The 25,132-nt window shown below is 70.8% G+C and carries 29 protein-coding genes; 10 read left to right on the top strand and 19 right to left on the bottom strand.

Annotated elements, in window-relative coordinates:
* Nucleotides 1-29: 29 nt before the first annotated feature.
* Both FHS22_RS32655 and FHS22_RS32650 read left to right on the top strand, forming a co-directional pair.
* Nucleotides 30-839 carry a TetR/AcrR family transcriptional regulator C-terminal domain-containing protein gene (locus tag FHS22_RS32655; RefSeq protein WP_184948045.1) on the top strand — a complete coding sequence of 270 codons (810 nt, stop codon included), beginning with the start codon at nucleotides 30-32 and terminating at the stop codon, nucleotides 837-839.
* On the top strand, nucleotides 836-1,342 hold the full coding sequence (locus tag FHS22_RS32650; RefSeq protein WP_184948044.1) for a GNAT family N-acetyltransferase: 507 nt from the start codon (nucleotides 836-838) through the stop codon (nucleotides 1,340-1,342). Before FHS22_RS32655 ends, FHS22_RS32650 begins: the two co-directional genes overlap by 4 nt.
* Before the next feature lie 56 nt (nucleotides 1,343-1,398).
* Here FHS22_RS32650 and FHS22_RS32645 read toward each other — a convergent pair whose 3' ends face one another.
* On the bottom strand, nucleotides 1,399-2,175 hold the full coding sequence (locus FHS22_RS32645) for a helix-turn-helix domain-containing protein (protein WP_338048050.1): 777 nt from the start codon (nucleotides 2,173-2,175) through the stop codon (nucleotides 1,399-1,401).
* Nucleotides 2,176-2,291: 116 nt separating this feature from the next.
* On the opposite strand from FHS22_RS32645, the gene FHS22_RS32640 reads away from it, so the two are divergent.
* The 4 genes from FHS22_RS32640 to FHS22_RS32625 all read left to right on the top strand — a co-directional run bounded on the left by FHS22_RS32640 (nucleotide 2,292) and on the right by FHS22_RS32625 (nucleotide 6,381).
* Nucleotides 2,292-2,501 (top strand): hypothetical protein, encoded by a 210-nt coding sequence (locus tag FHS22_RS32640; RefSeq protein ID WP_184948043.1) that lies wholly within the window; start codon nucleotides 2,292-2,294, stop codon nucleotides 2,499-2,501.
* Between the two features lie 73 nt (nucleotides 2,502-2,574).
* Nucleotides 2,575-2,865, top strand: a complete 291-nt coding sequence (locus FHS22_RS32635; protein WP_184948042.1) for a hypothetical protein — start codon at nucleotides 2,575-2,577, stop codon at nucleotides 2,863-2,865.
* A 25-nt stretch (nucleotides 2,866-2,890) separates the two neighbouring features.
* Nucleotides 2,891-5,521, top strand: coding sequence for a polymorphic toxin-type HINT domain-containing protein (locus tag FHS22_RS32630; protein ID WP_184948041.1), 2,631 nt, complete (start codon nucleotides 2,891-2,893; stop codon nucleotides 5,519-5,521).
* 86 nt (nucleotides 5,522-5,607) lie between these two features.
* Nucleotides 5,608-6,381: a hypothetical protein gene (locus FHS22_RS32625; RefSeq protein WP_184948040.1), complete on the top strand. Its 774-nt coding sequence runs from the start codon at nucleotides 5,608-5,610 to the stop codon at nucleotides 6,379-6,381.
* A gap of 110 nt (nucleotides 6,382-6,491) precedes the next feature.
* On the opposite strand, the gene FHS22_RS32620 is transcribed toward FHS22_RS32625, so the two are convergent.
* The 4 genes from FHS22_RS32620 to FHS22_RS32605 form a co-directional block, all read right to left on the bottom strand.
* Nucleotides 6,492-7,025 carry a tyrosine-type recombinase/integrase gene (locus FHS22_RS32620; RefSeq protein ID WP_184948039.1) on the bottom strand — a complete coding sequence of 178 codons (534 nt, stop codon included), beginning with the start codon at nucleotides 7,023-7,025 and terminating at the stop codon, nucleotides 6,492-6,494.
* A complete protein-coding gene (locus FHS22_RS32615; protein ID WP_184948038.1) occupies nucleotides 7,025-7,792 on the bottom strand; it encodes a DUF4158 domain-containing protein in 768 nt (255 codons plus the stop codon). The genes FHS22_RS32620 and FHS22_RS32615 overlap by 1 nt, the downstream gene beginning before the upstream one ends.
* 110 nt (nucleotides 7,793-7,902) lie before the next feature.
* Nucleotides 7,903-8,676: a hypothetical protein gene (locus FHS22_RS32610; RefSeq protein ID WP_184948037.1), complete on the bottom strand. Its 774-nt coding sequence runs from the start codon at nucleotides 8,674-8,676 to the stop codon at nucleotides 7,903-7,905.
* A gap of 233 nt (nucleotides 8,677-8,909) precedes the next feature.
* Nucleotides 8,910-9,428 carry a CcdC protein domain-containing protein gene (locus FHS22_RS32605; RefSeq protein ID WP_184948036.1) on the bottom strand — a complete coding sequence of 173 codons (519 nt, stop codon included), beginning with the start codon at nucleotides 9,426-9,428 and terminating at the stop codon, nucleotides 8,910-8,912.
* A 65-nt stretch (nucleotides 9,429-9,493) separates the two neighbouring features.
* Here FHS22_RS32605 and FHS22_RS38600 point away from each other — a divergent pair, with 65 nt between their 5' ends.
* On the top strand, nucleotides 9,494-10,123 hold the full coding sequence (locus FHS22_RS38600) for a TetR/AcrR family transcriptional regulator (protein WP_184948035.1): 630 nt from the start codon (nucleotides 9,494-9,496) through the stop codon (nucleotides 10,121-10,123).
* A gap of 173 nt (nucleotides 10,124-10,296) precedes the next feature.
* Here the strand turns inward: FHS22_RS38600 and flgF are convergent, their stop codons facing one another.
* The 12 genes from flgF to FHS22_RS32540 all read right to left on the bottom strand — a co-directional run bounded on the left by flgF (nucleotide 10,297) and on the right by FHS22_RS32540 (nucleotide 20,137).
* The gene (flgF, locus tag FHS22_RS32595) at nucleotides 10,297-11,139 is read right to left on the bottom strand and encodes a flagellar basal-body rod protein FlgF (protein WP_184948034.1); all 843 of its coding nucleotides are present in this window, start codon (nucleotides 11,137-11,139) and stop codon (nucleotides 10,297-10,299) included.
* Between the two features lies 1 nt (nucleotide 11,140).
* Nucleotides 11,141-11,602, bottom strand: coding sequence for a flagellar hook assembly protein FlgD (locus tag FHS22_RS32590; protein ID WP_184948033.1), 462 nt, complete (start codon nucleotides 11,600-11,602; stop codon nucleotides 11,141-11,143).
* A 25-nt stretch (nucleotides 11,603-11,627) separates the two neighbouring features.
* On the bottom strand, nucleotides 11,628-12,863 hold the full coding sequence (locus FHS22_RS39435) for a flagellar hook-length control protein FliK (RefSeq protein ID WP_184948032.1): 1,236 nt from the start codon (nucleotides 12,861-12,863) through the stop codon (nucleotides 11,628-11,630).
* 20 nt (nucleotides 12,864-12,883) lie between these two features.
* Nucleotides 12,884-13,918, bottom strand: coding sequence for a C40 family peptidase (locus FHS22_RS32580; RefSeq protein ID WP_184948031.1), 1,035 nt, complete (start codon nucleotides 13,916-13,918; stop codon nucleotides 12,884-12,886).
* Nucleotides 13,915-14,352, bottom strand: a complete 438-nt coding sequence (locus FHS22_RS32575) for a flagellar FliJ family protein (RefSeq protein ID WP_184948030.1) — start codon at nucleotides 14,350-14,352, stop codon at nucleotides 13,915-13,917. The genes FHS22_RS32580 and FHS22_RS32575 overlap by 4 nt, the downstream gene beginning before the upstream one ends.
* A gap of 108 nt (nucleotides 14,353-14,460) precedes the next feature.
* A complete protein-coding gene (locus FHS22_RS32570; protein ID WP_338048049.1) occupies nucleotides 14,461-15,765 on the bottom strand; it encodes a FliI/YscN family ATPase in 1,305 nt (434 codons plus the stop codon).
* Nucleotides 15,762-16,439: a FliH/SctL family protein gene (locus tag FHS22_RS32565; RefSeq protein ID WP_184948028.1), complete on the bottom strand. Its 678-nt coding sequence runs from the start codon at nucleotides 16,437-16,439 to the stop codon at nucleotides 15,762-15,764. Before FHS22_RS32565 ends, FHS22_RS32570 begins: the two co-directional genes overlap by 4 nt.
* The gene (fliG, locus tag FHS22_RS32560; protein ID WP_221474408.1) at nucleotides 16,423-17,430 is read right to left on the bottom strand and encodes a flagellar motor switch protein FliG; all 1,008 of its coding nucleotides are present in this window, start codon (nucleotides 17,428-17,430) and stop codon (nucleotides 16,423-16,425) included. The genes FHS22_RS32565 and fliG overlap by 17 nt, the downstream gene beginning before the upstream one ends.
* Nucleotides 17,431-17,438: 8 nt before the next feature.
* A complete protein-coding gene (gene fliF / locus FHS22_RS32555; RefSeq protein WP_184948026.1) occupies nucleotides 17,439-19,055 on the bottom strand; it encodes a flagellar basal-body MS-ring/collar protein FliF in 1,617 nt (538 codons plus the stop codon).
* A complete protein-coding gene (gene fliE, locus FHS22_RS32550; protein WP_184948025.1) occupies nucleotides 19,055-19,375 on the bottom strand; it encodes a flagellar hook-basal body complex protein FliE in 321 nt (106 codons plus the stop codon). The genes fliF and fliE overlap by 1 nt, the downstream gene beginning before the upstream one ends.
* Entirely contained in the window at nucleotides 19,375-19,785 is a 411-nt protein-coding gene (locus FHS22_RS32545; RefSeq protein ID WP_184948024.1) for a flagellar basal body rod protein FlgC, read from the bottom strand. The genes fliE and FHS22_RS32545 overlap by 1 nt, the downstream gene beginning before the upstream one ends.
* A gap of 1 nt (nucleotide 19,786) precedes the next feature.
* A complete protein-coding gene (locus FHS22_RS32540; protein ID WP_184948023.1) occupies nucleotides 19,787-20,137 on the bottom strand; it encodes a flagellar basal body rod protein FlgB in 351 nt (116 codons plus the stop codon).
* Nucleotides 20,138-20,345: 208 nt separating this feature from the next.
* Here FHS22_RS32540 and FHS22_RS32535 point away from each other — a divergent pair, with 208 nt between their 5' ends.
* The 3 genes from FHS22_RS32535 (at nucleotide 20,346) to FHS22_RS32525 (ending at nucleotide 23,430) form a co-directional block, all read left to right on the top strand.
* Entirely contained in the window at nucleotides 20,346-21,059 is a 714-nt protein-coding gene (locus tag FHS22_RS32535; RefSeq protein ID WP_184948022.1) for a VldE C-terminal domain-containing protein, read from the top strand.
* Nucleotides 21,060-21,291: 232 nt separating this feature from the next.
* Nucleotides 21,292-22,119, top strand: coding sequence for a hypothetical protein (locus FHS22_RS32530; protein WP_184948021.1), 828 nt, complete (start codon nucleotides 21,292-21,294; stop codon nucleotides 22,117-22,119).
* Nucleotides 22,120-22,335: 216 nt separating this feature from the next.
* Nucleotides 22,336-23,430, top strand: coding sequence for an alanine racemase (locus FHS22_RS32525; protein WP_260408512.1), 1,095 nt, complete (start codon nucleotides 22,336-22,338; stop codon nucleotides 23,428-23,430).
* Between the two features lie 87 nt (nucleotides 23,431-23,517).
* Here FHS22_RS32525 and FHS22_RS32520 read toward each other — a convergent pair whose 3' ends face one another.
* A complete protein-coding gene (locus FHS22_RS32520; RefSeq protein ID WP_184948020.1) occupies nucleotides 23,518-24,072 on the bottom strand; it encodes a hypothetical protein in 555 nt (184 codons plus the stop codon).
* Nucleotides 24,073-24,233: 161 nt separating this feature from the next.
* Nucleotides 24,234-25,103 carry a hypothetical protein gene (locus FHS22_RS32515; RefSeq protein ID WP_184948019.1) on the bottom strand — a complete coding sequence of 290 codons (870 nt, stop codon included), beginning with the start codon at nucleotides 25,101-25,103 and terminating at the stop codon, nucleotides 24,234-24,236.
* Nucleotides 25,104-25,132 lie beyond the last annotated feature (29 nt).

Below are 25,132 nucleotides of genomic sequence, written 5' to 3'. Positions count from 1 at the left end.
GAATACCGTACGTCGTAAGGAGTTGAGGGATGGTCGTCTACGCGGGCCAGGGCGATCCGGAGAAGACACTGGCCCTGCTGTGGCGCGTCCCGGTGGACGAGGGCGCCCGTACGGCCCCCGGCCCCAAACCCGGCCTGACGGTGGACGCCATCGTGGACGCCGCGATCGCGGTGGCCGACGCGGGCACGATGGACGGCCTGTCCATGCGGGCGGTCGGCGAGCGGCTCGGCCGTACCGCCATGTCGCTCTACACCTATGTGCCCTCCAAGCGGGAACTGGTCGACCTGATGTACGACCAGGCCCACGCGGAGACGCCCGCCGAGCACGACCTGTCCGGTGGATGGCGGGCCGCCGCGGAGTCCTGGGCGCACGGGCTCCGCGCGCTGTACCTGCGCCACCCCTGGCTCCTGCAGGTCTCCCACGCCCGTCCGGTGCTCGGCCCGCACGAGCAGGGCGTCCTGGAGGCCGTCCTGCGGATCCTCGACGCGGCGGGACTGGAGCCGGTGGCCGTGCGACCGGCCGTCGGCTCTCTGTTCAGCCTGGTCAGGGGCTCGGCGCAGGCCGCGGCGGAGGCCCGGTCGGCCGCCGGGACGACGGGGACCCCCGACCGGGAGTGGTGGACGCTCCGGGCCGGCCTCCTCCACCGGCTCGTCCCCGACTTCGCCGACCGGTTCCCGCTCTCGGCCCGGCTCTCCGCCCAGGCGCCGCCGTCGGCCGGCCCGGAGCCGCGCTGGGAGCGGGAGGCCCGGGAGGCGTTCACCGGCGGCCTGGCGATTCTCCTCGACGGCATCGAATCGAGAACCCGCCCGCCCGGCGGTTCCGGTACTGTGATCTTGTGACTGGAGTCTTCACAGTGGCCCCGGCGTCCACGGGAGACGGGGACGCGCTGGGTGAGATCCATGCGGAGTCGTGGAAGACCGCCTATGCCGACTTCTTCCCTCCGGGCTTCTTCGCCGAAGCGGTGAGGCACCGGCGCCACAAGTGGAAGGACGTGCTCACCGAGGACAAGGACACCGTCATGCTGGCCGCGCTGGACGGACGGCCGCTGGCCTTCTCCTACTTCGGCTCCTCGCCGGCGCTGCCGGAGTCAGCGGAGATCTTCGGCTTCTACGGCCACCCGGACGGGTGGGGCACCGGCATCGCAAGCACCCTGATGGCCGCCTCCCTGGACAGGATCCGCGAGAACGGCTTCCGCCGGGTGCACCTGTGGACCCTGCGCCACACGCCCCGGTCCCGCCGCTTCTATGCGAAGAGCGGTTTCACCGAGTCCGGCATGGTCCGCGGCCACGACTTCGGTGACGGCAACCCGATCGACCAGGTCGAGTACGAGCTCGTCCTCTGATCGATCCGCCGGACGGGCTTGCCGTTCATCGGACGAGGCCTTCCTCTGACGCCGTTCTACAGCGACTGCGACGGGGAGAGGCGGTCGTCGTCCGCCCAGATGTCGCGGCCGTTGCTCCACAGTTCGGAGGCGTGGTAGCCGAACCGGTCGAACAGCCCGTCGTCCTGGTAGCGGCGCAGGTGCAGCATCGGCGAGTCGTGCCCGACGAGCTTGGCCAGATGCGGGGTGACCAGCATCTCGGAGTCGAAGCGGAAGACGCTCATCGCGATGTGCTCGTCGCCGAACCGGGCCTCGATGCCGGGCACTCCGCGTACCTGCTCGATCTCCGACAGGGTGATCCGGATGCGGGTGGAGACCGTCAGCGGCACGCCCTCGGCCTCCTCGCGGTGACGGGTGACCTCGCTGTCCGGGTCGCCGATCAGGAACCGGACCTTGCAGCCCTGCTCGGCTTTGCGCCGCAGGACCTTGGCGAGGTTGGGGTGCTCCAGCCACAGGAAGTAGTTGGTGTATCCGGCGAACACGATCTCGTTGCGGGCCGTGCTGATCAGGTTGCGCCAGACCGACTTCGGGCAGGCGGAGCGGTAGGGGTAGACGGTCAGGACTTCCCGGTCCGGCCCGGTCTTGACGGTGTTACGGATGGCGTCTGGCCACAACACGGACGTATCAACTCCTAATGCCTCGGCAGCGGCCCACTGGTGGCGGAGATGAGGAATGCGCGTCTCGTCCTGCAGCCAGCGTTCCACCGTCTTGACGTCCACCTCGCAGCGGTCGGCCAGGCTTTGGTTGCTGAGCTTCGCGTCGAGCATTGCGCGGCGCAGGGGGACGTTTGCCACGGTATACCCCGAGAGACTGAGGACGTCAGGGACGTTTTCGACCCTAACTTCGGAACGTCCCGGACGTCCGCGGAACGCGGTGGGTTCGTCACACAGATCAGAACGACGCTAGCTCCATGTCAACCCCTGTGATCCTGCAAGACCTCCAAGCGGCCTTTCCCGGATGGTGCATCTGGCGCAGTTCCGCCGGACGGCTGTGGGCCACCCGCACCGGCCGCCACCTCACCGACGCCGAACTCGACCGCGGGCTCTGCCGGACGATCGACGCCGACGACGTCCCCGAACTCGCCCAGCACCTCCGCGACCAGGAGGGACTTGAGCCATGAGCACCACCGGCACCAGCCGAGCGAGCCAGCGATGCCCGGCGGCCCTGGCCGAACCGATCGCCGGGAAGGTGTCGTGACCGTGCTGAACAGCGGCTGCGTCAGCCCGCACGTGGCCATGGCTCAGCGCGACCACCTGCACCTGGACTGGTGCGAGCCGTACCCGGCCCTGACGCGGGCGCGGGCGGTGGCCTGGACCTGCGCCTGCCGGGCCACCGTCTACGAACTGCACACCGGCGCCGGACGCGGCTTTATCCGCCGCACCGTCCAGCTCGACGGCCGGCCGCAGATCCACCACACCCCGCCCTGGCCCGCCGCCGAAGCCCTGGTGATCTGGACCGCCCTGCTCTCCGGCCACGCCCGATAGCCGCACCCAGGCCTACACCAACGCGGTGACCGGCTACGACGACGCCTACCGGCCCACCGGCACCAGCCTGACCATCCCAGCCAGCGAAAAGACCCTGGCCGGCACCTACACCTTCGGCTCCACCTACAAGGTCGACGGCAGCCTGGCCACCCAGACGATGCCGGCCAAGGGCAACATGCCGGCCGAGACCCTCAAGTACGGCCACGACGCACTCGGCTTCGCCACTACCCTGACCGGACTACGCCCGTACGTGCTCGACTCCCGGTATGCCCCCACCGGCGAGACCCTGCAGTACACGCTGGCCCTGTCGGCCCAGAGCCGCAAGATCTGGCAGACCTTCACCTACGAAGAAGGCACCCGCCGCCTGCAGCGCTCCTACCTGACCCGGGAGACCTTCACCGGCCGCGACGCCGACATCGGCTACAGCTACGACCCGTCCGGCAACATCACGAAGATCGCCGACACGCCGACGATCGCCGGCGCGGCCGCCGACGTCCAGTGCTTCCGCTACGACTACCTCAACCGCATCGCGGAGGAGTGGACCCCGGCCAGTACCGCCGACAACACCTGCGCCGCGGTCCCCAGCCAGGCGCTCATCGGCGGCGCGGCGCCGTACTGGAACACCTACAGCTACGACCTCACCGGCAACCGCACCACAGAGGTCCAGCACACCACCGCCGGCGACGTGACGCGCACCTACAGCTACCCGGCCGCCGGCTCGGCGCAGCCGCACGCCCTGCGCCAGGTCGCCACCACCGGCCCGAACGGCGCCTCCACCGACACCTACGTCTACGACGCCTCCGGCAACACCACCGGCCGCACCACCGGCGGCCGCCAGCAGAAGCTGGACTGGGACGCCGAAGGCCACCTGGCCAGCGTCACCGAAGGCAGCGCGGTCACCGGGTATCTGTATGACGCCGACGGCAACCGGCTGATCCGCCGCGAGGCGAGCGGCACCACCCTGTACCTGCCGGACGGCTCCGAACTCAAACTCGACGCCGCCGGCATCATCAAGGGCACCCGCTACTACAACCACAACGGCGCCACCGTCGCCGTCCGCCAGGCCGGCACCGTGCAGTACCTGATGGCCGACCACCACGGCACCGCCCAGATCGCCATCAACGGCAGCACACTGGCCACCACCACCCGCCGCTTCACCACCTTCGGCGCGCCCCGCGGCACCGTGCCGACCAACTGGATGGGTGAACGCGGCTTCATCGGCGGCACCCAGGATGCCAGCACCGGCCTGACCCACCTGGGAGCCCGCGAATACGACCCGGCCATCGGCCGCTTCATCAGCGTCGACCCGCTTCACGGAACCCTGGAGGGGCCGCAGAGCCTCAACGCCTACACCTACGGAATCAACAACCCCGTCAACAACGCCGACCCCACCGGCAAGTGCGTCCCCGGCGATTGCCCGCAGCGCACCAATGGCCTTTACCGGTTGGCCGCCAAGACAACTGACAGCGCGACCAAGCAGAAGTACATCGAGGCCGCTCAAAAATCAGAAGAGGATGAAGCGGCACGCTACACGAGGATCAACTCTGGAACCGCGAAGAGTGCGGGAAGTAGCGCTGTCAGCTCCTACAGCAGCAGCTCTAGCTCCAGCAGTGGGAGCAGCTCCAGCACGGGAAGCACCAAAAGCACTGTCATGGGCTTCCTTGATGGAGTAAGCGACGCCATGGGGCTACTCTTCGGAAATCCTGCAAGTGCTTGCGGATTTGGCATCAGAATGCCGGGGCATATCTGCTCGATCCACACCAGCAGGATCGAAACACAGGGCAAAATCCTGGGATATAGCACTAAGAGCAAGGCGTATCGCCAAGGTGCAAGCAACGGCCAGAATTTCGTTATCGATCTCGGAACGAGAGGTGCGGGCAGACTCCTCAAGAGAGGAGCAAAAGCTGTCACGAACTGGTTTAAAAAATCATGTAAGAGCAGCTTCGTTCCCGGCACCCTCGTCCTGATGGCCGACGGCACCCGAAAGCCAATCGAAGACATCGAGATCGGCGATGAGGTCCTCGCGACCAACCCGGAAACCGGCGAGACGGAATCCAAGACCGTCACCGCGCTGATCAACAGCAGCGGCGTCAAAAACCTCATCGAGATCACCATAGGCGCCAGAGACAGTGGCAACGACATCGTCGCAACCGACAGCCACCCCTTCTGGGTTCCGGCCGTGCGCGAATGGGTCGAGGCCGACCAGTTGCAGCCAGGCATGTGGCTGCAGACCCCAGCTGGCACCCGTGTCCAGATCACCGCGATCAAGAAGTGGACTACCACCCAGCGTGTCCACAACCTGACCATCGCCGACCTTCACACGTATTATGTGGTGGAGGGAACTACACCGCTCCTTGTCCATAACGACAACTGCAACATCAACAAGGTCTCGCTCGAACAAGCCGAGAAGCTCGCCAGTCACCTCGGATACACGAATACCCGCAAGAGATCCGCAGCCAAAACTCACATCTGGGAGAACAAGAAGGCGAATCCTCGCTACATCACCTGGGATAGAAATGGACACAAGGGAGGCATATTCAAGGGGGCTAATTTTAAAGACCCCTTCAGATCGACCAAGGATTCGGCCCGAGACGGAACGTACGACTTGGACTATTCGAACGGAAAGCTGCGAGGCCTCAAGTGGATAGCCAAATAACATCGGAGCTTGTCGTCAGCCCTCGTGGCGCGAGTGTGCAAGTCGAGCCTGTCGACGTGAGGGGACAAATCGCCTATGCTGCGGAGTTGCGCAGTGTGCTCGAGAGAGTAATCACGGCAAGCGGTGTAGACGTGCTGGAAGTCGGTGATTTGATCGTAAACCAGCCGCTTCCTGAAAAATACTCCAGGCTCCGTAACGGGCTGGAAATCGAAACAGCAGAAGCGGTGGACCTTGCCGTAGGTATGGCAGTCGGAGACGGGCCATATTGTCGGCTCTCCAAGGAAGGAAGGCTTCGCGTCGAGACGGGATGGGATGGGAATATGCATCTCTATATGACGTCGAGGCTGGCTAATGATCTGACTGGGCTCCACGGCAGGGAATTGAGTCTCGATTGGTGTACTGCGGCGCCGGAGCCCGTAGATGCGCCGAGACTTGTCGATGCTGCTGCGGACGACAGATTTTGGGCAACGGTGCAGGCTGCCACCAAGAGTGTGATCCTGTTGTGCGAACGCTGGGCATACGGGGCCTACGGCTGCAGATGGTTTCGGGTGACCCCGGAGAACGCTGCGGAGATCGCCTACGCCGTCCGGCCCCGGTCCCTCCTCTGCGTTGTTGCCGATCCGGACCTGCGGATCGAACCAGCTCTGCTGGATGACGACTTCACCTCCTTCAAAGCTCCGCTGTCACCCGGGGAACTGGCCTATCGCGCCTATCCATTTGGTGCCGATGATCTCTCCGAGGTAACTGCCGAGGGTTTTTCACTCATGCTTAGGGAATCGGAGTTGTCTAAGTGGTGTGCCGTGGTGCCGGATTCCGACGGGGTGGTTAGAGGGCAGTGGGAAGACTACGGGGAGTCGTGAGGGCGTAAGCCGTTCCTCGTAGTGCTATCAGATAGCGGGCACGGACAAGATGCGATCGGCCATGGCCGCCCCTAATTGCCTCAGATCACCTACGGCAACGCCAAACCTTGCTACAGACCTACGCCGCGCAGGGGGTTGTCGTTCCATTTGTCGGCCTGGCGGATGTAGCCGGCAACTACGGGGGAGCCTTCGGCCCAGCGGCCGTGGGCGGTGATCGCCGACATGGGGGCGCCGGCCTTGGCCGCGGCAGTGGCGCCGCCGGCGCGCAGGGAGTGGGCGCTGTAGGTCTCGGCGTCGGGCAATTGCGCTGCGGCGGCGGCGCGTTTGACGATGAGGTTGATGCTCTGGGCGGTCAGCCGCTCTCCTGTGCCGCGGCCGGCCCGGCCTGCGGTGGCGAGGCGGTCGTGGCGGTCGATGGGGCGCAGCAGCGCGCCGGAGCCGATGTCGCGCTCGGCGAGCAGGGTCAGCCAGGCCTGCAGTACTCGCACCGGGCAGGTCTGCGGGTGGGAGCCGTAGGGCACCGCGACGGTCTCGCCGCGGGCGTCTTGGTCGGTCTTGCTGGTGGCGATGTGCACCTCCAGGCCGTCGGCGGTGACGGCCAGGTCGGCGATGTTCAGGGCGACGAGTTCGGAGCGGCGGCCCATCAGGCCGCCAGCACCTTGGGCGCCACATCGGCGAACAGACCCGACGGCAGGCCGACGCCGCGGGCCGCGCGCAGCTTGCGGATCTCGGTGAACATCGACTCGCGGCTGACGTTGCCCGGCATCGACTTGATCAGCGCCAGCAGGGAGTCGGGGTCTTCCGCCCCATCATCGGTCCCGGCGCCCTCCGTGTTCCCGGCGTTCCCGGCGGACTCGATCCCCTCCTCCTGCTCACCCCAGCCGACCAGCGCCAGCACCCGAGCCGTGGCCACGGCATCCAGCCGCGCGGCGATCGTGACAAACCAGGTGGCCTCAGCCGTGCGCAACGCCGAGGCCACCATCCGCCCGATCCGCCCATCACTGGAGGACTCGATCCGCTCGGCGCGCATCTTCTTCAGCAGCTCGGCGCGCACCCGATCGGCATCACGCTCGGCATGGGCCACGTTCGCCGCTAGCCAGTCGGTCAGCTTGTCGGCATCGGCCACCGAGCACTCCCGAAACCCCAGATGCGCGCGGATCTCCACGCGGTGACGTGCGGCCGTGCGGCCCGACCACTCATAGGCCCCCGCGTCAGCAGCCGGCACCTTCATCTGCCGGGCGAGGTGGTCGATGACCTCATCGGGGAAGTCAGCCGGGCCGCGGGGGAAACGGCCATGGCGGGTGTAGAACTTCAGCAGCAACGCGAACCCCAGCCGGGTCGCGCCGTGCTTGGTGGCGATCAAGTTCTGTTCGTCGCTGAGCACGGTCCAGTGCTCGACCAGCTCATCCATCCCTACCGGTGGACGCTCCATGGCCGCCTAGCATGCCGCAGTCATGTTTTCGCCGCATAGGCCCAATTCAAAGGGCATGATCAACTATTTGGCACTTGGTGACAGCAGCGTTAACGGCACCCCTCCCTCGATCGTTCGGCCAGAGCGTTGCGGACCTCGGCGACGATCTCGCGGGGGAAGCCGAGCACCATGCGGGCGTCGTAGCGCAGGGCGAGGTAGCCGTTGAGGGCGAGCAGGCGCATGGTGTCGCGGTCCTGGCGGACCTGGCGGGGGTCGCGGTCGTGGTGGGCGCCGTCGTAGTCGATGGTCAGCCGGGCCTGCGGGTAGTACAGGTCGGGCTGGGCGATGCGCTGCCCGGTCTCGTCGAGGACGTGGGCGTTGGCCAGGGGGCGGGGCAGGCCGCCGTCGACGAGGAGCATGCGCAGGCGGGTCTCCATGGGGGAGTAGGTCTCCGGTTCCAGGTGGGGGAGGGCGGCGCGGGCGGCGGGCAGGCCCTTGCAGCCGCGGGCGGCGGCGAGCCAGGCACCGATCGCGACCGGGGTGGTCCAGGAGCGGGTGAGGTGGTCGCCGGCGATGATGAGCTCGATGCGGGACAGCAGGCCCGCCAGTTCGGCGAACAGGGGTTCGGGACGGGGGACGAGCAGGCCGTTCAGGAACCTGAGTTCGGCCGGCCGCCAGTGGGCATGGGCGTGCGGTTGCACGCCCCGGATCCGGGGCCGTGTGCCGAGCACCGGCGCCAGGGCCACATGGAGGGTGTCGTGCTCGGGGACCGGGACGCCGTACAGCCGGGCGGCGGTCAGGCCGCAGAAGACCGCGCTGCGGGGCAGGAGCAGCCGGGCCGCCCGGCAGCGTAGGTCGAGGGAGTCGGGAACTGCGTCGAGCACATACACGTCGCGATATATCCGGCGAAATCGGGAGCTCCGGAGCTGGTGATAGGTCAGGCCTGCGGCCAGCGCGTCCCGGGTTAGGAAGGGCCCCTTGCTCAGCGCTTCGGGAAGCATTGCCGCAGCTTCCCATCCCACTCCGCCCTGGAAGCGGAAACCGGGAAGCCGTAGATCGTTTGTGCAGAAGTTGGCGTCACGGGTCCCTTGTCGACGCCAACTTCTGCACAAACGATCTACAGGACTTCGTCGCCGGTGCGCCGGGGCAGGCGGTCGAGGAGGGAGTCCCGTTCCGGGGCGAAGGGGGCGCCGGTGGTGCGGGCGCGCAGGCCGAGCGTGATGGCCTCACCGAGGAGGCTGACGCCGATGGACAGGGTCATCGGGCGGATCTGCTCCGGGGTGTCCGCGGCCGCGGCCAGGGCGCCGAGTCCGGCGTTGACCGCGGCCGAGGCGGCCCACACGAGCAGGGTCCAGCCCGTGTAGCGCTGCCAGAGGTGGCCGTCCCGGACGAACAGGCGCGGGGTCAGGCCCCGCAGCGCGCCCAGCAGCAGGCCCGCCGCCGCACCGGCCAGCACCCAGGCGAGGTCGGCCCCGCCGGGCCGTACCTCCGTGACGAGGGTGTGCGCGCCGATGCCGACGAGCACGGCGGGTGGGACGAACAGGTCGCGGGCGTTCAGCGGCTCCCCTCGGAACCGCCGGATCACCACGACGGCGACCACGACGACCGCCACCAGCACGAGCAGGGGTCCGCTCATGACACCTCCGTTAATAGCGCGTGCATGCTAAATAAAACATAGCATGGCCGTGCTATAAAAGAGGGGTGCCGAAAATCGTGGACCCGGAGGAGCGGCGGCGGGCGGTCGCCGAGGCGGTGTTCCGCGTGGTCTGCCGGGACGGCCTGGAGCACGCCTCGCTGCGCAACGTCGCCGCAGAGGCCGGGCTGGCCATCGGCTCGGTGCGGCACTACTTCGCCGGGCACACCGAGCTGATGGTGTTCGCGATGCGGGAGATGTCCGCGCGGCTGATCACCCGGCTGACCGTCCACGCCGAGCACCTGCTGGACCCCTCCGAGCCGCTCACCTCGGCCGAGCGGCTCGAGACCGCCGTCCGCATGCTCGCCGAGATGCTGCCGCTCGACGAAGAGCGCCGGACCGAGGCCGTCGTCTGGTTGTCCTTCGCCGCCACCGCCCGCACCCGGCCCGAGCTGCGCGCACACGCCGACGAGCTGTACGACGGCCTGCTCGCGCTCACCACCCGGATCCTGGAGGGCGCGCGCCGGGCGGGACGGCTCCACCCGGAGGCCGACATCGCCCTGGAAGCGCGCCGCCTGTGCGCGCTGCTCGACGGGCTGTCCCTGGAGGCCGCGTTCCACCCCGGCCGACTGGACGCCTGCACCATGCTCGCCGTACTCCGGGCCCACCTGACCGCGCTGACACCCTCGGCGGGCTGACGAAGCTCGATCTCGGAACAACTGAAGGAAAAGACTCACGGAGGAGCCGGGCGGTAGGTGTTCGCGGCATAACGCAGGGAGCCGCATCCGGAGCGCGGAAAGGCCCCGGGCGCGCGTGGGGCGCGTGCCCGGGGCCTCGGGTGCCGCCCCGGAGCGCGGGGCGGCGGCTAACGTCAGCGCTTGAGGTTGACCAGGTCGTTCAGCAGCTCGTCGGAGGTGCTGATGACCTTGGTGTTGGCCTGGAAGCCGCGCTGGGAGATGATCAGGTTGGTGAACTCCTGGCCGAGGTCCACGTTGGACATCTCCAGCGCGCCGGACTGCAGCTTGCCCAGGCCGCCGGAGCCGGCCAGGCCGACCTCGGCGTCGCCGGAGTTGACGGTGGTGCGGTAGGTCGAGCCGCCGGCCTTCTCCAGACCGCCCGGGTTCACGAAGTTCGCCATGGCGAGCTGGGCGAAGGGCCGCTTGTCGCCGTTGGCGTAGACGCCGACGAGCTGGCCGTCGGGGGAGATCGTGTAGGACTCCACGGCGGGGTCGAGCTGGATCTTCTCCAGGGCCGGAGGGTTGGCGGGGTCGATGGTCTCGTTGGCGGCGAGGTTCCAGCCGAGCACGAAGTTGCCGTCGACGGTGGTCATGTTGCCCAGGGCGTCGAAGTTGAACGAGCCCGCGCGGGTGTAGAGCTGCTCGTTGCCGTTCTGCACCGTGAAGAAGCCGTCGCCCTGGACCATCAGGTCGAGCGTGCGGCCGGTGGTCTGCGCCGCTCCCTGGCCGAAGTTCGTCTGGATGCCCGCCAGGCGCACGCCCAGGCCGACCTGGGCGGGGTTGGAGCCGCCGGCGCCGGGGTTGCCGGCCTGCGGGGCGCCGGCGGCGCTCATCATCTGGCTGAGGGTGTCCTGGAACGTGGTCTGGGAGCCCTTGAAGCCGGTGGTGTTGACGTTGGCGATGTTGTTACCGGTCACGTCCATCATCGTCTGGTGGACGCGCAGGCCGCTGATGCCGGAGTACAGGGAACGAAGCATGTCAGTTTCCTTCGGTGGGTTCGGTGCCGGTCGATGCGGCGCTGGTGACTTCCTTGACCGAGGACAGCGGGACATCCGTGTTCCCGACCTTCAGGGTCGGGGCGCTGCCGAACGAGGCGGAGGTGACCACACCGACGGCGTCCGTGCCGTCTGGTCCGGTGTAGCTGATGGTCTTGCCGACGAGGTTGCTGGCCGAGAGCTGGAGCTGGGCCGCCAGGAGCTCGCCCTGCTGCTTGACGAGCTGCTCCATCCGCTCCACCTCGGTGAACTGCGCGGTCTGCGACAGGAACTGGGAGGTGTCGGCAGGCTTGCTCGGGTCCTGGTAGCGCATCTGGGCCACGAGCAGCTTGAGGAAGGTGTCCTTGTCGAGCTGGCTGTTGCTCGCCGCCGGAGCGCTCGAAGCGGTCGCGGCGGTCGTGGCAGCGGTGATCGGGGACGCCGCCCCACTCACGGTGTTGGTCACGTTGCGGTTCCTTGCGAGAGGCGGATCAGAGGCGGACGTTGAGCAGGCGTGAGCCGGGCCGGACGGGCGGAGGCTCGTCGGCGGGGGCTGCGTAGACGTCCCCGGTACGGCCGGCCGGGGCGTTCCCGCGGGCGGCCGGGTCCTGCTGGCCGAGCGGCCGGCGGTCCTGGCCGGGCTGGCCACCCGGGGCCTCGCGCTGCAGGTCCAGGGTGGCGGAGGAGAAACCGCCGTCCTCCAGTTCCTGCTTCAGGTCCGGCAGGGCCGAGCGGAGCGCCTCGAAGGCGGCGTCGCTGGTCCCGGCGAGCTGCAGGTGCACCGCGCCGTTGCGCAGCTCGGCGACGACGCTGACCGGGCCGAGGTCGGCCGGGTGCAGGTGGACGGTGAGGCGCTGGATCCCGTCCGGGTCCAGGCGCAGCGGCAGCACGTGGACCGCGACCTGCGAGGCGGGCGGGGCGGGCTGCTGGGGGGCGGGCGTGGAGACGCGCTCCACCGCGGCGGCCTGCGTGGTGGCGAACGACTGGGGTACGGCCTGCGCCGCCGGGCCCGTCACCTCGGCCACCGGTCCGGACTTGGCGTCGGGCTGCCGGGAGTCGTCCCCGCCCGTCGCGGTGCCCGCGCCGGACCCCGCGGCCGGAGCCGGGGCGGTGACGGTCTGGTCCGTCATGGTCTGCGGCTGCTGGGCGTCTGCGGGGGCGGTGCCGGCCGCGGACGGCGCGGCGGAGACGGCGGACTGCGCGGTGAGCCCGTCCACGCCTGTGCCCGTGTTCGCGGAGGTGGCGTCGGCGGTCGCCGCGAACGCGGCGAGGGCCGCGGCGTCGGCGGCCGTCGTGGTGCCCGCTCCGGGCGGCGGCCCGGCGGGTACGGCCTGCATCCCCTCGATGCCCTGCGCCGGCGACTGCCCGGCCGGGATCCCGAGCTGGAACTGGCCGGCGAGCTGGGCCGGGAAGAGCGGGGCGCCCCGGTCCTGGCCCACGGGCGGGAGCTGGCCCTGCGCCGGGGTCTGGGCGGCGAGCAGGGCCTGCGCCGGGAACGTGCCGGCCGCGGCGGCGGGTGCCGCCGTCTGGGCCTGGCCCGCGGGTCCGGCGGAGGAGGTATCGATGCCGGGGAGGACTCCCTGCGGCAGCGGCCCGCCGCCCGCAAGGAGGGCGAGCAGGGCGGCGAAGTCTTCTCCGGCCCCGTTCTGACCCGTCTGCCCCTCGCCGGAGGCGCCGGAGGGCGCCGCCATCGGCGACGGGCTCCCCGCGAGGGGGATCGAAGGCACGGTCAAGATCGTCTCTCCTGTTATCCGATGCCGTTCACGGTCGACTGGATGCTGCGGATGTAGGCCTGGGCCTGGGCGGACAGGCCGGTACCCAGCCCATCGGCAGCACCGGACGGCACCTGCGGCAAAACGCCCGTTCCGTTGGAACCGGTCGTGGCGGCGCCGCCCCCGGGCTGGATCCCGGCCAGCGCGGCCAGCAGTTCGGTGCTCACGCCGTACCCGGTGCCGACGGAGGAGCCGGTGCCGGTGAGCGAGGCGGTGCCGAGCAGACGCGCCAGCGCGGCCGCGGTGGTCTGCGCGCTCGCGGCCGGGTCCACCGCCGACGAGGTCGCCTGGAGGGCGGTCGCCTGGGAGGTGCTCCGGGCACCGATGGCCTGCGGGGCCGCGGCGGTGGTGGCCTGGGCGGCGGTGGCCTGGGCGGTGGCGCTCGCCGCGTCGTCGCCCAGGATGCGGCGGATGTCGGTCGGCTTGCGGTAGTAGTCGTCCAGGTCGACGATCTTGACCACGTCGCCGGTGCGCGGGGCGTGCAGCATCTTGCCGTCGCCGACGTAGATGCCGATGTGCGTCGCGGGGGAGCCGAAGGTCAGCAGGTCACCCGGCTGCGCCTGCTTGAGGCTGGGAATGCTGCGGCCCTCGTTCTGCTGGTCCTGCGAGACGCGCGGCAGCGAGACGCCCAGCTTCTTGTAGACCAGCTGGACCAGGCCGGAGCAGTCCAGCCCCTTGTCCGGGTCCGTGCCGCCCCACAGGTAGGGGACGCCGAGGTAGCGGCGGGCCTGGTCGACGACGTCCTGGCCGGTGACCTTCCCGTCGGCGGAACCGGAGGTGGCCGAACCGGCCGCCTGGGTGCCCTGGGTGCCCTGGGTGCCCTGGGTGCCCTGGGTGGAGGTCGCGGAGGCCTGCCTGGCCTTCTCCAGCGCCGCGGCGAAGTCGGTGCCCGAGGCGCCCGAGGTGGCGGAGGCGCCGGAGCCGGTGGAGACGGCCGCCGCGGCGACGGGTGCCCCGGCGAACTGGGTCTGCAGCCGGCTGATCTTCGCCAGGGTCTCCGTGATGCTCAACGGCGGGTCTCCTTGCCGGTCTGCGGCCTGCGGGTGGTCGAGAGGTCGTCGACGGCGCGCTGCTCGGCCGCGGCGTCGGCCTGGCGGCGGGCGGTCTCGTGCCGCTCGGCCAGCTTCTCCACCATCCGGCGGCGCTGGGAGGCCGCGCTCCAGTTCTCCACCTTCGCGCCGACCCGCCGCTCGGCCTCCTCGGCCTGCTGGCGGCGGATGGACAGCTCGCCGGCGATCGCGCGCCGCGCGGCCATCGCCGCGACGAACGCCGCGGCGTCGGACGGGCTCGGCTCGATCATCCGGTTCTGCAGCTCGATCTCGTGCTTCTCGGCCTGGAGGGCTGCGGCCCTGGCCTCGGAGCGGGCCCGCAGCACCCCTCCCTTGGCCGCGTCCTCCTGGGCCTTGCGGGCCCGCAGGATCGAGGACAACCGGAATCGGCTCATCGAGACTCCTCAGTGTGGAACCGGTGGGAAGGCCGGTGGGAAGGGAGGTGAGCGGTCGCTCGCTCATCGGGGCGGCCGCGCGTCAGGGCGGCCGCCGGCGGGAGTCGCTCAGCTCAGCAGGGCCCGCAGCGAGTCCCAGGCCTCCGCGGCCGGGGTCTGGTCGTCCATGTCCTGACGCAGGAAGGCCTCGACGCGCGGCCAGAGCGCACGCGCCAGGTCCGCGTCGGGGTTGGTGCCGGGTACGTACGCGCCGATCTCCACCAGTTCGCGGATGTCGCGGTGGGCGGCCATCAGGCGGCGCAGCGCGGTCGCGTCCGCGCGCTGCTCGCGGCTGGTCACCGCGCCGGCGACGCGCGAGACCGACTCCAGCACGTCGATCGTCGGGAAGTGCCCGGCGGTGGCCAGGCGGCGGTCGAGCACGACGTGGCCGTCCAGGATGGAGCGGGCCGCGTCGGCGATCGGCTCGTTGTGGTCGTCGCCGTCGACGAGGACCGTGTACAGGCCGGTGATGCTGCCGTCGATGCCGGGCCCGGCCCGCTCCAGCAGGCGGGGGAGCATCGCGAACACCGACGGCGGGTAGCCGCGGGTGGCCGGGGGCTCGCCGGCCGAGAGGCCGACCTCGCGCTGGGCCATGGCGGCCCGGGTGAGGCTGTCCATCAGCAGCAGGGCGTCGCGGCCCTGGTCGCGGAACCACTCGGCGATCCGGGTGGCGGTGAAGCAGGCGCGCAGGCGGACCATGGGCGGCTGGTCGGAGGTGGCCACGATCACGACGGAGCGGGCCAGGCCCTCGGGGCCCAGGTCGTTCTCCAGGAACTCCCGGACCTCGCGGCCGCGCTCGCCGACCAGGGCCACCACGGTGATCTCCGCCTCGGTGCCCCGGGTGATCATGGACATGAGGCTGGACTTGCCGACGCCGGAGCCCGCGAAGATGCCGAGCCGCTGCCCGTTGCCGACGGTGATCATGGTGTCCATGGCGCGCACGCCCAGCGGCATGGGCTCGCTGATGCGGCGGCGCTGCAGGGCCGGCGGCGGCTCGTTCTCCACCGGGACCATCTCCAGCCCGGCCAGGGAGGGGCCGCCGTCGAGCGGGCGGCCGAGGCCGTCCAGGACGCGGCCGCGCAGCGCCTCGCCGACCGGGATGCGCAGCGCGTCTCCGGTGGCGGTGACGGGGCTGCCCACTCCGATGCCGGTCAGCGGGCCCAGCGGCAGGCAGCTCAGCCGCCCGCCGTCGAGGGCGACCACCTCGGCCGGGACCGCGGCGGGGCCGCCGCCGAGGTGGACCAGGTCGCCCACTTTGCCGGTCACGCCCTCCACGACCACCGAGAGGCCGATCACGGCGGAGACCTTGCCGGTCACGCGGGGCCGTGCGGCCGCCGCGGCGGCCTTGACGCGTGCGTCGAGGGTGGAGATCACAGGCCCAGGGCCTCCTTGGCTCGCTGCACGGCGGTGCTCAGCCGGGCGTCGACGGAGGTCGCGTCGCACTCGGCGACGGCGTCCCCCGGCTCCAGGCCGGCGTCGGCGACCAGGGCCACGTCCCGTCCGTCGAAGTCGAAGCGGGCCTCACCCGCGCCGACGAGGGTGGCGTGGTCGCCGGGGTTCAGCCGGACGAGCACGGGACGGCCCGCGGGCGCCAGCTCCAGTGCCCGGGCCAGGGCCTCGCGGCCGGGCTCGGGGGAGTGCGCGATCTCCCGGCCGAGGACGGCCTCGGCGATGGTGAAGGCGGTCTGCAGGATGAGCTCCTCGATCTCGGTGGCCACCGGGGCGGTCTGCCGCTCCAGCTGTCCGGCCGACGCGGCGAGCGCGGTCAGGGCGCTGTCCAGCCGGGCGGTCTGCTCGGCCTCGGCCCGGGCGGTGCGCTCGGCCTCGGCTCTGGCGGTGGCCTGGGCGATCCGCTGGGCCTCCGCACGGGCCTCCTCGCGACCCTGGGCCCAGCCCGCGGCGTATCCGGCGGCCTGCGCGGTGGCGCGGGCCTCCTCGACGATCTCCGTGGGCAGGTTGTTCCCGGGGCCGAAGTCGGCCGCGAAGCGGGCGGCGGTGAACGTCCGCGCGTCCGCCCCACGTACAACAGCGTCAAGCGACGAACTCATCCTCGTCCCCTCGGCGAATTACGATCTGACCCGACTCCTCCAGTGCCCGGATCGCGTGAACGATCTTGGCCTGGGCCTCCTCGACCGTGCGCAGCCGGACCGGGCCGAGCAGCTCGATCTCCTCGACGAGGTTCTCGGCGGCCCGCTCGGACAGGTTGCGCGTGATCTTGCTGAGCACGTCCTGGCCGACGCCCTTGAGGGCGGTGGCCAGGTCGGCGGTCTCGACCTGCCGGACCACGAGCTGGACGGCGCGGTCGTCGAGGTGGACGACGTCCTCGAACATGAACATCCGGCTGCGGACCTCCTCGGCGAGCTCGGGGCTGCGCCCCTCCAGGCCCTCGAGGATCATGCGCTCGGTGACACGGTCCGCACGGTTGATGATGTCCACCAGCGGCTGCAGGCCGCCCACCGCCGACAGGTCCGACGGCTGGAGCACCGAGGAGAGCTTGCGCTCCAGCATCGACTCCACCTGGCGGATGATGTCCGGCGAGGTCCGGTCCATCACCGCGATGCGGTGCGCCACGTCGGCCTGCAGGACCGGGCTGAGACCCGACAGGATCTGCGCGCCCAGGTGCGCCGGCAGGTGCGCGAGCACCAGCGCGATGAGCTGCGGGTGCTCGTCCTGCACGAACGAGAGCACCTGGCGGGGGTCGGCCCGCTGCAGGAAGCTGAACGGCAGGTCGACCAGCGAGGCCGAGAGCCGCTCGACGATCTGGCTGGCCCGCTCCCGGCCCAGCGACGCCTCCAGCAGTTCGCGCGCGAAGTCCATGCCGCCCTGACCGGCGTAGCGGTAGGCGGTCGTCAGGTCGCGGAACTCGGTGAGGATCTCCAGGGCGTCGCCGGGGTCGACGGTGCCGAGCCGTACGATCTCGGCGGTCAGCTCCTCGACCTCGCCCTCGCGCAGCTGCGAGAGCACCTTCGCGGAGTCGTCCTTGCCCATCTGCACGAGCAGGACGGCGGCCTTGCGCAGGCCGGACAGAGTCTCGGTCATCGGCATGGTCAGCTCCTCCTGTCAGCGAGCCAGCTGCGCAGCACCTGGGCGACTTCCTCGGGCTGGCGGGAGACCATTCCGGAGATCTCCTCGCGCAGTTCCTCGCGCTTGTCCGCGTCGGGCTCGGCGGGCTGCTCGCCCGTGCCGGCCGGAAGCGCCTCGCGCTCGGCGGCCTCGATCGCGGCCTTGGCGGCCTCGACCTTGACGCGCTCCAGTTCGGCCTGGAGCTCCGCCAGCTTCGCCTGCTCCTTCTTCGACAGCGCCGAGCGGCGCTTGCGGCGGCCGCGCAGCAGCCCGACCGCGAACAGCAGGGCGATGATCGCGGCGGCGCCACCGATCTTGACCAGTTCCATCGTGCGCGCGTCCTGCTCGGCCTGCTGCGTGGCGGCGAGCTCGGCTGCGGCCTTCTCGGATGCGCTGTTGTCGAACGGCAGCGCTGCGACGGCGATGGTGTCGCCGCGCTGGGCGTCCACGCCCGCGGCGGAGGTGACGATGCGCTGGATCTCCGCGACGTCCATCCCCACGGCGGCCTGGCCGTCGACCATCACGGCGACGTCGAGCTTGCGGACCTTGCCCGGAGCGGTCTTGCGGGTCTCGGTGACCAGGCCGACCGCGTTGTCGCGGGTCTCGGTGGTCGACTTGTAGTCGTTGCCCGCCTGGGTGGACGGCACCTGGATGTTGTCCGGGCCCAGGACACCGCCGGTCGGCGTGCCCCCACCGCTGTAGGACTCCTCCTTGGTCGTCGACGACAGCGGCGGCAGGTTGGGGTCGTTGACGTAGCGCTGGCTCTTGGTCTCGGTCTGGTCGTAGTCGAGGTCGGCGGTGACCTTCACGACGGCCTTGCCCGGGCCGAGGACCTGGGTCAGCATCTGCTGGATCGAGCCGCTCATCCGCTGCTCGAACGCCTGCGTCTGCTGCTCGCGCTCGTCACCGGAGGCGCCGAGCGCCTGCTCGCCGCCGGCCGACAGCACCTTGCCGGTGGAGTCGGCCAGGGTCACGTCGGCCGGGTTCATGCCCTCGATGCTGGAGCCGACCAGGTTGACCACGGCCTTGACCTGGCTGTGCGTCATCGGCTTGTCGGCCTGGGTGCTCACCAGGACCGACGCGGTCGGCTTGGCGGCGTCGTCGGTGAAGACGTCCTTCTGCGGGATCGCGAGGTGCACGCTGGCGGAGGTGACGCCCTCGATCGACTTGATGGTCTTGGCCAGCTCGCCCTCCAGGGCGCGCTGGTAGCCGACGTGCTGCATGAAGTCGGAGGTGGTGATGCCCTGCTTGTCCAGCAGGGAGTAGCCGCCGCCGTCGGCCTGGCTCGGCAGGCCCTCACCGCTCATCTTCAGGCGCAGGTCGTAGACCTGCGCCTGCGGGACCTGGATGGTGCTGCCGCCGTCGGTCAGCTGGTACGGCACGCCGTCGGCGGTGAGCTTCTCGACGATGGCGTTGCCGTCGGCGCCGGAGAGATTGGAGTAGAGGGTGGCGTAGGAGGGCTGGGAGGCCCACTGGGAGAAGAAGAATCCGCCGACCGCGAGGGCCAGGACCATGGAGATGGTGACGGCCTTCTGACCGGTGGAGAACGACCCGAACGTGGAGCGGGCCTTGCGGAGGGCGGCGAGCGCGCGTTCCTGCATCAGGCCTGCATCCTCATGATCTCGGTGAAGGCGGCGACGGCCTTGTCACGGATGGCGACGGTGAGCTGGGTGGCGAGCGCGGCCTCCATGCTGGCGGCCATGTAGTCGTGGGCGTCCTGCAGGTCGCCGGTGGCCGCCTTGACGGCCAGGTCGTCGGCCTTGGCCTGGGTGGCCTGCAGGTTCTCGATGTTCTTGGTGACCAGCCCGCCGAAGACCTCGGCGGCGTTCCGGCCCGCCTCGACACCGGTGGGGCCGGTCGGGGCGGTGGGGGCGGCGATGCGCAGCGGTCCGGCGATCGGACCGATCGGGTCGATGCTCATCAGTTCCTCCCGAGCTGGAGTGCGGCCTGGTAGGCGTCATAGGCGCGGTCGACGACGGAGAGGTTCGCCTGGTAGGAGCGCTGCGCCATCATCAGCTGCCCCATCTGCGCGCCCAGGTCGATGTCGGGGTAGCGCACGTAGCCGTTCTCGTCGGCCAGGGGGTTGTCGGGCTCGTGGACCAGACGGCCCTCGGCGCTGCCCAGCTGGATCCCGCCGACCTGGACGCCGCCGGTGCCCGACCCGTAGTCGACCGCCTGGGCGACCACGAAGCGCTCGCGGAACGCCTCGCCGGTGGTGGAACTGACGTTGTTGATGTTGGCGATGTTGTCCGACACGGCGTCCAGCCACTTGCGGTAGACGGTCACGCCCGTGCCGGCGATGCCGATCGCCCTGAAAGGTCCGCCACTCATGTCACATGCCTCCCCTGGCGACGGTGCGGAGCAGGTTGTGCTTGGCGTCGAGGGCCTTCAGCATCGTCTGGTAGCGCAGCACGGTGTCCATGTGCGACAAGGTCTCGTGGTCGAGGTTGACGTTGTTGCCGTTCTCCCGGGTGGGCTCCAGGGAGCGGGCGGTCTCCGGCTCCACCTGGCCGGGGGCGGATCCGCTCTTGACGGCGGTCCGCAGGGCTTCCTCGAACTGGACGCGGCCGGCGAGAAAGCCGGGAGTCTCGATATTGGCGATGTTGTCGGCGATGACACGCTGGCGCTGGGCCAGGCCCTTCAGCGCGGCGCGTACCACGCTGGAGGTGACGTCCTCGAGCACGAACAGACTCCGTTCGCTCTTCTCTACGACCGCCGATCCATGGCGTAACGGGGCGAGCACTCCCTGCTCAGGTCCCCCCATCGGACGGACCGGAGCCGTCCTGAGGACTTTTCCTTTTTTCGCTGCCGGCTGTCCCGCAAGTCCTCAGGTGACGGCGGAGCCCTGCCGATGCTGCAGACGCCCACCATGCCCAGCGAGGGGAGCCCGAGTGACCGACGGCATCACCGCCATCCACGGCCGGGTGGCCGAACTGCAGAGCCAGTTCGGCCAGCTCTCGGCGAGTTCCGGCGCCTCCGGCCGGCAGTTCGCGGCCCAGCTCACCGCCGCACGGCAGCAGGCCGGCACGACCGCAGCGACCTCGACCTCGCCGTCCACTCCCACGGCGGGCACGACGGGTACGGCGGCCACCGGCCCCTCCACCGCCGCCTCGGGCACCACGGCAACCTCGGGCACCACGGCAACCTCGGGCACCACGGCAACCTCGGGCACCACGGCAACCTCGGGAGGCACCGGCGCGGAGAAGGCCCACGAACCGTCCAAACTCCTGGGCGGCGGGAGCCGCATCACCTCCACCATGCAGAAGGTGATCGACGTCGTCGACGCGACGTTCGGCCCGTTCCCCACCATCGGCGCCTGGCGTGCCGACGGCGGCATGCCGGGCAGCGACCACCCCCACGGCAAGGCCGCGGACTTCATGATCAACTCTGGCGGCAAGATGCCCTCCTCCGCCAAGCTCAAGGAGGGCTGGGAGGTCGCCAACTACGTCAAGGAGAACGCCGAGAAGCTCGGCATCAAGTACATCATCTTCGCCCAGCACATCTGGAGCCCCGCCCGCGCGGGCGAGGGATGGCGCCTGATGGAGAACCGCGGCAGCGTGACCGCCAACCACTTCGACCACGTGCACATCTCCGTCGAGAAGTAGTCCGCGCGTCCCGTCCGGCACGGCGGCCGCGCGCCGCCGGCTCTTCCCGCACGGGCCCCGCTTCCGGTGGCCGCTTCCGGTGGCCGCTTCCGGTGGCCGCTTCCGGTGGCCGCACCGCCCGCCCGGCGAAGCGGGAGCCCACCGGAACGCGGCCCGTGCCGCGCGGCAGGAATCCCCGGCGTTCCCACCGGGGAGGACGTCAAGGACGGCAGCCGGCACGGGGAGGTGGAGCATGGGCCGACGGTTTCCGGCCGGGGCGCTCGCCGTACTGGCCGTGGCGGCCGCGCTCGTCCCCTCCTGCGCCGCCCCCACCGTGAAGCGGGCGATGTGGCTGTGGCAGAAGGCCGACCCGGCCGCCGTGGTGGAGTGGGCCGCAGCCCAGAAGGTCGGCGAGATCTTCGCCTACGTGCCGCCGGAGCCCACCGCGGGCGAGCGCACCCGGCTGACCGAGCTGAAGAGGAACGCCGACGCCGCCGGGATCGCGCTGGCCGCCCTCGGCGGCACCCCCGAGTGGACCTTCGACCACGCCGCCGCGCTGGCCTGGCAGCGCACCGCCATGGGCACCGGCCTGTTCCGCGCCGCCCACGTCGACGTGGAGCCGTACCACCTGCCCGCCTGGAAGACCGACCGGGCGAAGACCGTCGCGTCCTTCACCTCGCTCCTGGCCGAGCTGCGCGACGCCGACCCCCGGCCGCTCGAAGCCGACGTGCCGTTCTGGTACCAGACCGTCCCGTCCGGCGGCCGGACCCTGGCCGACGACGTCCTGGCCCGCGTCGACGCGGTCACCGTCATGTCCTACCGCGACACCGCAACCGGACCCGGATCGATCATGGACATCTCCGCCGACATGCTCCGCCGCGGTGAGCGGGCCGGCCGCCCGGTACGGCTCGGCGCCGAGACCCTCGACCTCCCCGACTGCCCCCACTGCAGCTTCCACGGCAAGGACCGCGAGGCCCTGGCCACGGCCCTGGACCAGGTCGACGAGGCCGCCGCCGCCTACCCCGCCTACGCCGGCATCGCCGTCCACGACTACGCCGCCTGGACCGCCCTGCGCCCCTGATCCGCCGTTCTCCCGGCGGCCGTCATGCGGTGCCGTACGGCTTCAAGGGGCATGTGATGATCATGGCCGTTCGAGGCGGATGAGGTGCACCTCGCGCTGCTCGTCCATGCCGGGCCGGATCGTTCCCGGTTTTCCGGTCGTCACGGGTGCGGTTGGGTGTGATGCTGAGAATGATCACGCTCCCCGTGCGGGGCTCGCGAGAAGCGGAGAGACGCCATGGATGCCATGACCGAGCGGGCGCACGAGCTCGCGGCGGCGGGGAGGCTGCCCGCGTTCGTCTACGACCTGGCCGGGCTGGAGGCGCACGTGTCGGCCGTGCGGCGGGCGCTGGGCGGCGTCGAGCTGTACTACGCGGTCAAGGCCAACCCCGACCCTGAGCTGCTGCGGGTCCTGGCCCGGCACGTGGACGGGTTCGAGGTGGCCTCGGGCGGGGAGCTGGCGCACGTACAAGGGCTGTTCCCGGAGGTGCCGGTCGCGCTGGGCGGGCCGGGCAAGACCGACGCGGAGCTGGCCTCGGCGGTGCACCGGCTGCACGTGGAGAGCCCCGGCGAGCTGGCGCGGCTGCTGGCCTCCGGCCGGCGGGCCGACGTCCTGCTCCGGGTGAACCTGGAGATCCCGGTCGAGGGCGCCTCGCTGGCGATGGGGGGCGGGGCGACGCCGTTCGGCATGGACCCGGACGGGGTCGCCGGGTGCCTGGCCCTGCTGGAAGGACAGGACCGGATACGGCTGCGCGGCGTGCACGCCCACCTGGCCAGCGGGCTGCGGGCGCAGCAGCTCCTGGAGCTGGCGGAGGCCGTACTGGGCTACGCGCGGGGGATCGGGGCCTCCGAGATCAACCTCGGCGGGGGCATGGCCGTCTCCTACACCGACCCGGACGAGCGGTTCGACTGGGTGGCGTACGGCGAGGGCCTGGCGAAGCTGCGCCGCGAGGGGGAGACGCTCCGGGTCGAGCCGGGCCGGTCCCTGACGGTGTACTGCGGGCGGTACGCGACCCGGGTGATCGACGTCAAGCGCGTGCACGGCGAGCTGTTCGCGATCGTCGCCGGCGGCACCCACCACATCAGGACCCCGGCGACCAAGGGCCACGACCAGCCGGTCGTGCCGGGCGCGGCGGGGGAGCCGGTCACGATCGCCGGGCAGCTCTGCACGCCGAAGGACCTGCTGGCCAGAAGGGTGCCGATCGCGCTGGAACCCGGGGACGTGGTGGAGTTCGCGATGGCCGGCGCCTACGCCTGGAACATCTCCCACCACGACTTCCTGATGCATCCGCACCCGGATTTCTGCTACCTGGGCGGACGGCCGGGAGAGTGAAGTCCGCCCGGTGGGAGGCGCACCGCGTCGCCGCGCTCTGGATGTGCGACTCCCACCGGACGGTCACCGTTGCCCTGCGGGACGGGGTCAGACCGCGGGGTCGGTGGGCTCAGCCGGGTCGGTGGGCTCGGTGGGCTCGGCCGGCTCCTCGGGCTCGGCGGGCTCCTCGGGCTCGGGCTCGGGGTCGTGGGCGTTGACGTGCTTGGCCGTGTAGCCGGTCGCGCTCTTGGTGCCGTTCGCGGTGACCACGTCGTCGACGGCCAGGAGGTCGAAGCCGCCCTTGACGTCGTCCTTGACGACCTTGGTGGCGGTGGTCACGGTGATCACGAGCTCCCCGCGCGCCGTCTTGGGGCCGCTGGTCACGTGCAGGGTGACGGTGCGGGCTGTGGCGTTCACCACGGTGACCGTGCCGACCGCGGCGAAGGGCTGCACGGCCTTCGCCTTCGCGGCGGCGGCGGCTTTGGCCTTCGCGGCGGCGGCGGCCTTCGCCTTCGCGGCGGCGGCCGCCTTGACCTTCGCCGCCTTGACCTTCGCCGCCTTGCTCTTCGGAGCCGCGCTGGCGGTGCCCGCGGCCATCGGTACGCTCGCGGTCACGGCGGCGGCCAGCAGCAGCGCGGTCCAGCTCTTCCGGATATTCGACACAACGTCCTCTTTCGGTTACCGGCAGCGACTACATGCCGCCCATCGGCGGGTGGCGGGCCCGCTTGAGGGAAAAACCGAAAAAACACTGCGACCGCTCTCCGCCCGCACCCCGTACGGCACGCGGGGCCCCTGCCGCACGGCAGGGGCGGGAGACCGGCGGGTCAGTAGGAGACGGGCAGGCCGAGCACGGACAGGCAGGGGTCGAGCAGCCGCTCCAGCAGGGCCGCCTCCAGCAGGTCGGCGACGGTGAGGGCGTGCACGGCGCCGCTGAGCAGGTTCCAGACGCCGCCGGCGCGCTCGGCCACCGGGATGCCCGCGGCGTCGACGGCCTGGACGAGCTCGAACTGGGCGGCCGCCGCGGCGCGGACGCGGTCGGACGTGTGCACCGCCCACGAGGCCCCGTGCACCGCCTGCGACCACGCGTTGGTCTCGAGGCGGGCCTGGTCGGCGAGGACGGACAGGCGCTCCACGCCGGAGGCGCCCAGCGTCTCGATCCGGCGGCACAGTCCCATGACCGCCTCGTGCTGGGGGCCGGTGTCGACCGGGCGGTCCGCCAGGTCGCGGATGCCCGCGAGCCAGCCGACGGCCAGTCGGCGCCGGCTGTCGGCCGGGAGGAGCTCGCGCAGGTAGGTGGCCATCACCGCGTCGCAGACGACCGCCGTCGCGCGGGCCGCCACGTCGTCCTGGCGGCGGACGCCGTCCTCCTCCTGCCAGGTCCAGCCGAGCACGTCGTGCCGGATGCAGTGCAGCAGCGCGTCGGGGGTGCCGATGGGCGCGCGCTCCAGCAGGGCGAGCGCGCCGTCGGGGTCCTGCTGGGACAGTCCGCGGACGGTCGGGCGCAGGACGGTCGCGGCGTGGATGTCCTGCCAGAGCTGGGCGCGGACCTCGTCCTCGGGGAGCCTGCGGGCCAGCGCCACGAGGTCGCCGGGCTCGAGGCGGAGGGCGCGGGAAAGGACGGAGGCTGTTGCCGCTCCACCGTCCAGCCGCGTCAGGTCGAAACCGAGGACTGGGGCGCTGACCAGGGAATACATGGAAGCAGTGTTACACCCGGAAGGCTTTA

The sequence above is a fragment of the Thiemannella venezuelensis genome (genome assembly GCF_014203605.1).
Taxonomy (GTDB): Bacteria; Actinomycetota; Actinomycetes; order Streptosporangiales; family Streptosporangiaceae; genus Planomonospora_A; species Planomonospora_A venezuelensis.
Note: the sequence above shows the minus strand (reverse complement) of the source record. Positions and strands in the feature narration are given on the sequence as shown.

Coding starts and splice junctions, on each gene's coding strand:
- FHS22_RS32655 (WP_184948045.1), top strand. CDS start 30: ATGGTCGTCTACGCGGGCCAGGGCGATCCGGAGAAGACACTGGCCCTG.
- FHS22_RS32640 (WP_184948043.1), top strand. CDS start 2,292: ATGTCAACCCCTGTGATCCTGCAAGACCTCCAAGCGGCCTTTCCCGGA.
- FHS22_RS32620 (WP_184948039.1), bottom strand. CDS start 7,025: ATGGGCCGCCGCTCCGAACTCGTCGCCCTGAACATCGCCGACCTGGCC.
- FHS22_RS32615 (WP_184948038.1), bottom strand. CDS start 7,792: ATGGATGAGCTGGTCGAGCACTGGACCGTGCTCAGCGACGAACAGAAC.
- FHS22_RS32605 (WP_184948036.1), bottom strand. CDS start 9,428: ATGAGCGGACCCCTGCTCGTGCTGGTGGCGGTCGTCGTGGTCGCCGTC.
- flgF (WP_184948034.1), bottom strand. CDS start 11,139: ATGCTTCGTTCCCTGTACTCCGGCATCAGCGGCCTGCGCGTCCACCAG.
- FHS22_RS32575 (WP_184948030.1), bottom strand. CDS start 14,352: ATGAGCCGATTCCGGTTGTCCTCGATCCTGCGGGCCCGCAAGGCCCAG.
- FHS22_RS32565 (WP_184948028.1), bottom strand. CDS start 16,439: ATGAGTTCGTCGCTTGACGCTGTTGTACGTGGGGCGGACGCGCGGACG.
- fliG (WP_221474408.1), bottom strand. CDS start 17,430: ATGACCGAGACTCTGTCCGGCCTGCGCAAGGCCGCCGTCCTGCTCGTG.
- fliF (WP_184948026.1), bottom strand. CDS start 19,055: ATGCAGGAACGCGCGCTCGCCGCCCTCCGCAAGGCCCGCTCCACGTTC.
- fliE (WP_184948025.1), bottom strand. CDS start 19,375: ATGAGCATCGACCCGATCGGTCCGATCGCCGGACCGCTGCGCATCGCC.
- FHS22_RS32545 (WP_184948024.1), bottom strand. CDS start 19,785: ATGAGTGGCGGACCTTTCAGGGCGATCGGCATCGCCGGCACGGGCGTG.
- FHS22_RS32530 (WP_184948021.1), top strand. CDS start 21,292: ATGGGCCGACGGTTTCCGGCCGGGGCGCTCGCCGTACTGGCCGTGGCG.
- FHS22_RS32525 (WP_260408512.1), top strand. CDS start 22,336: ATGGATGCCATGACCGAGCGGGCGCACGAGCTCGCGGCGGCGGGGAGG.
- FHS22_RS32515 (WP_184948019.1), bottom strand. CDS start 25,103: ATGTATTCCCTGGTCAGCGCCCCAGTCCTCGGTTTCGACCTGACGCGG.